The sequence below is a fragment of the Campylobacter sp. W0066.1 genome (genome assembly GCF_024723635.1).
Classification (GTDB): Bacteria; Campylobacterota; Campylobacteria; order Campylobacterales; family Campylobacteraceae; genus Campylobacter_D; species Campylobacter_D lari_C.
This window is the reverse complement of record NZ_JANQCW010000031.1, coordinates 1-5,277: the sequence shown is the minus strand read 5'-3', so window position 1 is coordinate 5,277 and position 5,277 is coordinate 1. Positions and strand designations below refer to the sequence as shown.

8 protein-coding genes are annotated in these 5,277 nt (G+C 26.6%); all 8 read left to right on the top strand.

Going from position 1 to position 5,277, the window contains the following annotated elements:
- Positions 1 to 18 precede the first annotated feature (18 nt).
- The 8 genes from CAMP18497_RS08075 to CAMP18497_RS08040 are packed head-to-tail and all read left to right on the top strand — an operon-like array spanning position 19 to position 5,241.
- Positions 19 to 150, top strand: coding sequence for a winged helix-turn-helix domain-containing protein (locus tag CAMP18497_RS08075; protein ID WP_442867803.1), 132 nt, complete (start codon positions 19 to 21; stop codon positions 148 to 150).
- Positions 147 to 929 carry an AAC(3) family N-acetyltransferase gene (locus tag CAMP18497_RS08070; protein ID WP_220566912.1) on the top strand — a complete coding sequence of 261 codons (783 nt, stop codon included), beginning with the start codon at positions 147 to 149 and terminating at the stop codon, positions 927 to 929. Before CAMP18497_RS08075 ends, CAMP18497_RS08070 begins: the two co-directional genes overlap by 4 nt.
- Positions 930 to 932: 3 nt before the next feature.
- Positions 933 to 1,169, top strand: coding sequence for an acyl carrier protein (locus tag CAMP18497_RS08065; RefSeq protein ID WP_220566911.1), 237 nt, complete (start codon positions 933 to 935; stop codon positions 1,167 to 1,169).
- A complete protein-coding gene (locus tag CAMP18497_RS08060) occupies positions 1,156 to 2,052 on the top strand; it encodes a class I SAM-dependent methyltransferase (protein ID WP_337213705.1) in 897 nt (298 codons plus the stop codon). The genes CAMP18497_RS08065 and CAMP18497_RS08060 overlap by 14 nt, the downstream gene beginning before the upstream one ends.
- Positions 2,049 to 2,453: a VOC family protein gene (locus tag CAMP18497_RS08055; RefSeq protein ID WP_263659255.1), complete on the top strand. Its 405-nt coding sequence runs from the start codon at positions 2,049 to 2,051 to the stop codon at positions 2,451 to 2,453. Before CAMP18497_RS08060 ends, CAMP18497_RS08055 begins: the two co-directional genes overlap by 4 nt.
- Positions 2,450 to 3,973: an HAD-IIIC family phosphatase gene (locus CAMP18497_RS08050; RefSeq protein WP_337213702.1), complete on the top strand. Its 1,524-nt coding sequence runs from the start codon at positions 2,450 to 2,452 to the stop codon at positions 3,971 to 3,973. The genes CAMP18497_RS08055 and CAMP18497_RS08050 overlap by 4 nt, the downstream gene beginning before the upstream one ends.
- The gene (locus CAMP18497_RS08045; RefSeq protein WP_337213700.1) at positions 3,963 to 5,030 is read left to right on the top strand and encodes a beta-ketoacyl-ACP synthase III; all 1,068 of its coding nucleotides are present in this window, start codon (positions 3,963 to 3,965) and stop codon (positions 5,028 to 5,030) included. Before CAMP18497_RS08050 ends, CAMP18497_RS08045 begins: the two co-directional genes overlap by 11 nt.
- Positions 5,023 to 5,241: an acyl carrier protein gene (locus CAMP18497_RS08040; RefSeq protein WP_337213698.1), complete on the top strand. Its 219-nt coding sequence runs from the start codon at positions 5,023 to 5,025 to the stop codon at positions 5,239 to 5,241. The genes CAMP18497_RS08045 and CAMP18497_RS08040 overlap by 8 nt, the downstream gene beginning before the upstream one ends.
- Positions 5,242 to 5,277: the final 36 nt, after the last annotated feature.

Here is a 5,277-nt window from a genome sequence, read left to right as displayed (position 1 = left end):
AAAAAAGCCAAAAAACCTATATCTGCTAACTTTTTAGCATATTGCGATGGTAAAAACGATGTTTTAGATATAGCCTCAAAGCTAAACATGCAAGCTTATGAATTAAAAGATTTAATAGAAAAATTAAAATTTCACGGATTGATAAAATGAAATATTTCTTAAAATACAATGATAAAAAATACTCTAATGTAGATTTAATAGAAGCTTTTAAAAAACTTAGTATCAAAAAAGGCGATATTTTGTGTGCGCATACTGAACTTTTTAATTTTGGCACACCCTTGCTTCCTAGAAATGAATTTTTACAAACTATATTAGATTGTTTTTTTGAAGTTATAGGTAAAGAAGGTACTTTAATCATGCCTACATTTACTTATAGTTTTTGCAAAAATGAAGTTTATGATAAATTAAATTCTCCTACAAAAATGGGTGCTTTAAATGAATATTTTCGCAAACAAGCAGGAGTAAAACGCACTAATGATCCTATATTTTCCTTTGCTATAAAAGGAGCCAAAGAAGAATTGTTTTTAAAAGACACTACAAGTTGTTTTGGCGAAAATTGTGTGTATGATGTTTTAATAAAAGAAAATGGAAAATTTCTTACTTTTGGGGGTATTGGACACACCATAACCCACCATATTGAAGAAAAATATCAAGTAGATTATAGATATTTTAAAAAATTCCAGGGTTTTATTCTTGATGAAAATGGAGAAAAACAAAAAAAAGAAATCTTATATTTTGTTAGAGATTTAAACAAACACTCTCTTCCTAATATTAAAAATATTATTAAAATAGCTTTATCATCTTTTAAAAGCGATATGATAAAATTTGCCAATGATAACATAAGTATTTTTATTGCTCAAGAATATGAAAATGCCATAATAAGAGCCTTAAACATAAATAAAAATGTACTTATTCTAAAGGATAGTTAAAAAATGGAAAATAAATTTTATGAAATTTTAGAAAATATACTAGAAGTAAAAGTTGATGAAAATTCAAATTTAAGCATGCAAAATTGCAAAAATTGGACTTCTTTAAATCATATTGATATAATCATGAGCTTAGAAGAAGAATTTGAAATCAAATTTAGCAAAGATGAATTAAGTCAGCTAAAATCACAAAATGAACTTTTGCAAGCTATCAAATCAAAGGTAAAAAATGAAAAATATTAAAAACTTATTTGAGTTAATAGCTATAAAAAATCCAATTCACGCAAAATATTTAAATAAAATCAGTCTAACAAATGAAGATGAAATAGAATTTGAAAATCTCATTTCATATTATCTTCAAAACGATATTTCTTTACAAGAGCAGTGCGAATGCTATTTAACTATACTTAATGACACTTTAGAAGAAACAAAATATTTCATAGAAAATAACTCATATAGATATAAAAGTTTTGAAGAAGTAAAAGATAAAGTCTATTTTAATGAAACTTATATGAAAAAATACATGATAGGGCTTGCGCTTTCATCTTATATTTGGATTGCTCATATAAAAGTTAGAAAGTATTTTGAAAATTATCTTCAATCAAAAAGCAAACATGATAATTATTTTGAAATAGGCCCAGGACATGGAGAATTTTTTACTAAAGCTGTTAAAAGTTTGAAATTTGATTATTATTTAGGTTTAGATTTATCCCCTACTAGTTGCGAATTGACAAAAAATATGGTGGAAAATCAAGTTAAAAATTTAATTAATAATTGTGAATTTTTATGTAAAGATTTTTTTCAATTTCAATTTCAATTTCACAAAAAAGCTGATTTAATAGTAATTGGAGAAGTTTTAGAACATGTTGAACAGCCTTTAGAATTTTTAAAAAGAGCAAAAGACTTATTAAGCGATGAAGGTGAAATTTTTGCAACCATACCTATCAACGCACCTGCAATTGATCATATATACTTATTTACACATCCAACTGAAATTTTTGAAATGGCAAAAAAAGCAGATTTAAAAATAAAACAATATGAATGTTTTATGGCAAATGACTATTCTTTAGAAAAAGCTTTAAAATTTAAAAATGCTATAACTATGGCTGTGGTATTTGAAAAATGAATTTAAATTTACCAATCCACCATATAGGTGTAGCATGTAAATCTTTAGAAAAAGAAAGAAAAATATTTGAAAAGCTAGGTTTTATTAAAGAAGCTGAATTTATAGACGAACAACAAGGGGTAAAAGGAGAATTTATCATTCCAAAAAATAACTTATTCCCCCAATATCGCTTTGAACTTTTGTCAAATTTAAATGAAAAAGGCGTTTTAGATAACTATTTGAAAAATAAAACTAAAATGTATCATATAGCTTATGAAAGCAAAAATATAGAGCAAGATTTATCTTTGCTTTTAAATGATGGTTTGTTAGTTGTTGACATAATGAAAGCAAGTTATTTTGCAAAACTTTGCTTTGTGATGATGAGTAATAATTTATTAATAGAATTAGTAGAGCTAAAATGAATCTTTTTTCACCAAATTTAAAAAGAAATGATCTCATAAAACTTAGTAAGGAAAATCATTATAAAAAAATTACTATTAATGTTTTTAGAAATCACTCTTTTGAAGTGATTTCAAGCATACTAAATGCATTTTTAGCCTTTAGTAAATTAAAAGCTGAATTTAACATAAGCTCTTATGATGATAGTTTAAGTTATGATAATTTTCAAAAAGCAGATTTAAACATCATATTTATAGATTTAAACAATTATAAAAAAAATGTAGATGATTTTATCAAAGAAAAAATACAAGAGCTATCAAGCATTAGCAATGCTCCTATCATCACACTTTTACTTGGCGATACAAGCTTAAAAGAATATAGTATTTGCAAAATACTAAAGCCCTTTTTAGATGAAAATCTCATCATAGATGATAGTAATTTTGAAATAAATGCAAGCAGACTTAGTAATAAAGCTTGTGTAAAATTAGCCCAATTTCTAGGACTAAAAATCCTACCTAGCCTTTTACAACCAACTTTAAAAGCAATCATCATAGATCTTGATAATACCTTATACCAAGGAATTTTAGGTGAAGATGGCATTGAAAATCTTGCTTTATCTAGCAATCATAAAGCCTTGCAAAGTGAGCTTTTAAATTTAAAAAATCAAGGTTTTTTACTCGCCATTGCTTCAAAAAACGAAGAAGAAGATGTAAAAAAACTTTTTACACAAAGAAAAGACTTTTTATTACAACTTGATGATTTTAGTATGATCAAGGCTAATTGGAAAAGTAAAGACGAAAATATTAAAGAAATTGTAAAATTTTTTAATATAGCTTTTGATAGTGTGTTGTTTATTGATGATAATATAGCCGAAATTGAAAATGTATCACACCTTCATATTAACACCTTACTAGCTGATGAAAATAGTGCTTATAGTTTAAAACTCTATCCTAGACTTTTAAAAACAAGCTTTAGCAAGGAAGATGAATTAAGAAGTGCTGATATTAAAGCAAATTTACAAAGACAAGAGCTTAGCAAACTTAACCCTAAAGAGTATTTTGAAAAATTACAAATTTGTTTGAAATTTCATATCAACCACGCAGATGAACTTGAAAGAATTTCACAACTACTTAATAAAACTAATCAATTTATATCAAATTACTCAAGATTAAGCTTTAAAGAGTGTGAAGAATTTATGCAAAAACATGCTATTTTAACTATAAGCATGAGTGATAAATTAAGCGATAGTGGTATTATAGCAATTTTTGTAGCTTATAAAGATGAAACAAATTTAATCATAAAAGATCTTTGCATAAGTTGTAGAGCCTTAGGAAGAAAGCTTGAAAAAATTATGCTATATAAGGCTATAGAGTTATTACATGTGCATTTTAATACAAAAGAATGTATTTTATACTTTCAAAAGGGCGAAAGAAATATGCCATTTTTAGAATTTTTATATAGTTTAAATGCAAATATAAAAGAAAATTTTGCTCTAATCCAAAAAGAAATGATAAATTACGAAGGACTTATAATTGAAAGCTAGTTTTAATAAAGCCAAAATAGCAGGCATAAGCGTTTGCGTGCCTAATAAATGCATAAATATAGATGATTGTTTAGAATATGTTTTTCAAAATGATGTCAAAATGCTAAAAAGAATGAAAAAAATTTCAGGCATACAAGAAAGATTTATCACTGATGAAAATATTAGCACAACAGATTTAGCCTATGAAGCAAGTATAAATTTATTTAAAATGCTTGATTTTGATAAAAATGAGCTTGATATGGTGATTTTTGTTACACAAACACCTGATTTTTTTATGCCATCATGTGCAAACTATCTTCACAAACGATTAAATTTAAAGCCTCAAACCATAGCTTTTGATGTAAATCAAGCGTGTTCGGGGTATTTATATGGCTTATTTATAGCTTTTTCTTTTTTAGAAAATCAAAATGCAAAAAATATTTTATTAATTTGTGGTGATACTTTAAGCAAAACCATAAATCCTTTGAATGCAAATTTAGCTCCAATCTTTGGCGATGGAGTAAGCGCAACACTCATAAGCTGTGCAAATGAAAAATCGTTTTTTAAGCTTTATTCTAATGGAGAAGGTTTTGATAAACTCATCATACCTAATAGAGCTTTTGCTAAACTTGATGAGGGTAAAAGCTCTAATAAAGAGATATTTCAAACTAATGAGCATAGAAACCTAGACAATCTTTATATGGATGGGGCTGAAATTTTTAATCAAGCGCTTAATCTTGAGAGCCAAAGCATAAAAGAAATGCTTGATTTTTGTGAAAAAGATAAAGATGAAGTGGATTATTTTTTATTACATCAATCCAATCAATTTTTAGTCGATTCTATTATCAATGACTTGGGTATTAATAGCTCTAAAGCACCAAATTTTTTGATGTCAAAATATGCTAATTTGAGCGCTTGCTCTTTACCTGCTTTACTTTGCACAATGCAAAAAAATGATTTTAGTGCCATTTTAAGTGCTTTTGGCGCTGGATATGCTTGGGGAAGTGCTTATATAAATTTTGATAAAAATTTTAAAACTGATACAATTTCAATTTATAAAGGAGAAAAAAATGACTAAAGAAGAGTTACTAGAGGCTATTAGCGAAGCTATGCATATGGATGAAACACTAAAAGAAGATATGATTTTAGATGATATTGATGAATGGGATAGCTTAGCTTTTGTATCTATCATGGTATTATTTAAAAACTCACTTGGCAAGCAAATTAGCGGTGATGATCTTAAAAAATGTGAAAAAGCAAGCGATCTTTTAGCTTTAGCTGGTGTTTAAACAAATATTTGTTTAAACCCTTTCCGCACTTAAAAC